We start from the raw sequence: 2,867 nt of genomic DNA on the forward strand, positions 1-2,867 counted from the left end.
CTCACCACCCACCAAGCACTCACCCACTTCGACACCGCCACCCACACCACCGAACCCCTCCTCGCCATCACCCACCTCAACCACACAACACTGCGAGACGCGGGCGACGCCGCACCGCCACTGCTGCGCGGCCTTGCTCCGGCCGCCCGCCGCCGCTCGGCCGCCTCGGCGGGCGGCCAGAACTCCGGTTCCTCGCTGGCACAGCGCCTCGGGGCACTGTCCGACGAGGAGCGGGCGAAGGCTCTGATCGATCTGGTCCGCGCCCAGGTCGCCGCCGTCCTCGGACACTCCGACCCCACCACCATCGGCGCCGACCGCGCCTTCCAGGACCTCGGATTCGACTCCCTCACCGCCGTCGAACTCCGCAACCAGCTCAACAACACCACCGGCCTCCGCCTCCCCAGCACCCTCGTCTTCGACCACCCCAACCCCACCGCCCTCGCGATGTACCTGCGGGAGCAGATCAAGGTGGAGAAGGTGTCGCCGGCCGACGCGGTCGTCAAGGAGCTCGGCCGCCTGAAGGCGGTCATCAAGTCGGCCGCCGCCGATCCGGTCGCGTACGAAAGCCTCGCCGAGCAGTTGCGAGAGCTGCTGGTCGTGGCGGACGAGGCGAACGGCAGGGCGCCGGCCGAGGTGGAGTCCGACAGCGACCTGGAAGCCGCGAGCGACGCGGAGCTGTTCGCGCTCATCGACGAACTGGACTGAGCGCGCGGCGCAGCCGACCATCACCGACCTTTTCACCGTACGAGCCAGATCATTTCGGGGAGCTGACAGCAGTGGCGAACGAGCAGGAACTCCGTGACTACCTCAAGAAGGCGATCGCCGACGCACGCGACGCGCGCAGGCGGTTGCGCGAGGTGGAGGACAAGGCACAGGAGCCGATCGCGATCGTCGGCATGGCGTGCCGCTATCCGGGCGGGGTGTCCTCTCCCGAGGACCTGTGGCGTGTGGTGGCCAACGGTGTGGACGCGATCAGTGAGTTCCCCTCCAACCGCGGCTGGGACCTGGAGGACCTCTACGACCCGGACCCGGACCACACAGGGACCTCCTACACGCGCTCAGGCGGCTTCCTGCACGAAGCCGACCTGTTCGACCCGGAGTTCTTCGGCATGTCCCCCCGCGAGGCCACCGCCATCGACCCGCAGCAGCGCCTGCTCCTGGAGACCGCGTGGGAGGCGATGGAGAACGCCGGTGTCGTCCCGGCCACCCTGCGCGGTAGCCGCACCGGTGTCTTCACGGGCGTGATGTACAACGACTACGGTTCTCGCCCCGACCTGCCCCCCGAGGGCAACGAGGGCTATCTGTTCAGCGGCAGCGCGGGCAGCGTGGCCTCGGGACGGATGTCGTACACCTTCGGGTTCGAGGGCCCCGCCGTCACGGTCGACACGGCCTGCTCGTCGTCGCTGGTCGCGATGCACATGGCCGCGAGCGCCCTGCGCAACGGAGAGTGCGACCTCGCCCTCGCGGGCGGCGCTGCGCTCATGTCGACGCCGACGGCGTTCATCGAGTTCTCCCGGCTACGCGGTCTGTCGGTGGACGGACGCTGCAAGTCGTTCTCCGACGACGCGGACGGCACCGGCTGGTCCGAAGGTGTCGGCCTGCTGGTGGTGGAGCGGCTGTCCGACGCCCGCAGGAACGGCCACCGCATCCTCGCCGTCATCCGCGGTACCGCCGTCAACCAGGACGGCGCCAGCAACGGGCTCACCGCGCCGAACGGGCCGTCGCAGGAACGCGTGATCCGACAGGCCCTCGCCAACGCCGGGCTGGAACCCGCCGACATCGACGCCGTCGAAGCCCACGGCACCGGCACCCGCCTCGGCGACCCCATCGAAGCACAGGCACTCCTCGCCACCTACGGCCAGAACCGCCCCACCCACAACCCCCTCTACCTCGGCTCCCTCAAATCCAACATCGGCCACGCACAGGCCGCAGCCGGCGTCGGCGGCGTCATCAAGATGATCCAGGCCATGCGCCACGCCACCCTCCCCAAGACCCTCCACGCCGACACCCCCTCCAGCCACATCGACTGGGACGCCGGAGCGGTGGAGTTGCTGACCGAGGCCCGCGAGTGGCCGGCGACCGAGGGCCGACCCCGCCGCGCGGGCGTCTCCTCCTTCGGCTTCGGAGGGACCAACGCGCACGTCGTCATCGAAGAGCCCTCGATCGTGGACGAGCAGAGCGAGGAGTCCGAGCAGAACGGCTCGGGGGCACCCGCGTCCGTCCCCGTGGTGCCGTGGGTGCTGTCGGGACGGACCGAACAGGCCGTACGCGACCAGGCCGCCAAACTGCTCACCCACATCGAGCAGCACCCCGACCTGCCCGTCACCGACATCGGCCACGCCCTCGCCACCGAACGCGTCACCTTCGACCACCGCGCCGTCATCACCGGCACCGGGACCGAGGACCTGCGCCTCGGCCTGCGCGCCCTCGCCGACGGCACACCGACCGCGAACGTCGTCACCGGCGAGGCCACCCCGGAACACCGCACCGCGTTCCTGTTCACCGGCCAGGGCGCCCAGCGCACCAACATGGGCCGCGAACTGTACGAAACCAGCCCGGTCTTCGCCGAGGCACTCGACGAGGTCCTCGCCGCCTTCGACGGACTCCTCGACACACCCCTGCGCGAAGTCCTCTTCACCGACAACACCGACACCGACGCGAACACCGACACGGCCCTCATCGACGACACCCAGTACACGCAGCCCGCGCTCTTCGCCGTCGAAGTCGCCCTCTACCGCCTCCTGGAGTCCTGGGGCATCACCCCCGACCACGTCGCGGGCCACTCCATCGGCGAACTCGCCGCCGCCCACATCGCCGGCGTCTTCACCCTCCAAGACGCCGCCACACTCGTCGCCGCCCGCGGACGA

At 70.2% G+C, this 2,867-nt stretch carries 1 protein-coding gene and 1 pseudogene; both read left to right on the forward strand.

From position 1 onward, the window contains the following. On the forward strand, positions 1 to 705 hold a 705-nt coding region (locus tag ACFV6X_RS35460), incomplete at its 5' end, for a phosphopantetheine-binding protein (protein WP_385390543.1). 71 nt (positions 706 to 776) lie between these two features. After that, a pseudogene (locus ACFV6X_RS35465) lies at positions 777 to 2,867 on the forward strand (type I polyketide synthase); the annotation flags it as partial.

Origin of the sequence: Streptomyces sp. NPDC059861 (genome assembly GCF_042731435.1) — a bacterium.
In the GTDB taxonomy this organism is placed as follows: Bacteria; Actinomycetota; Actinomycetes; order Streptomycetales; family Streptomycetaceae; genus Streptomyces.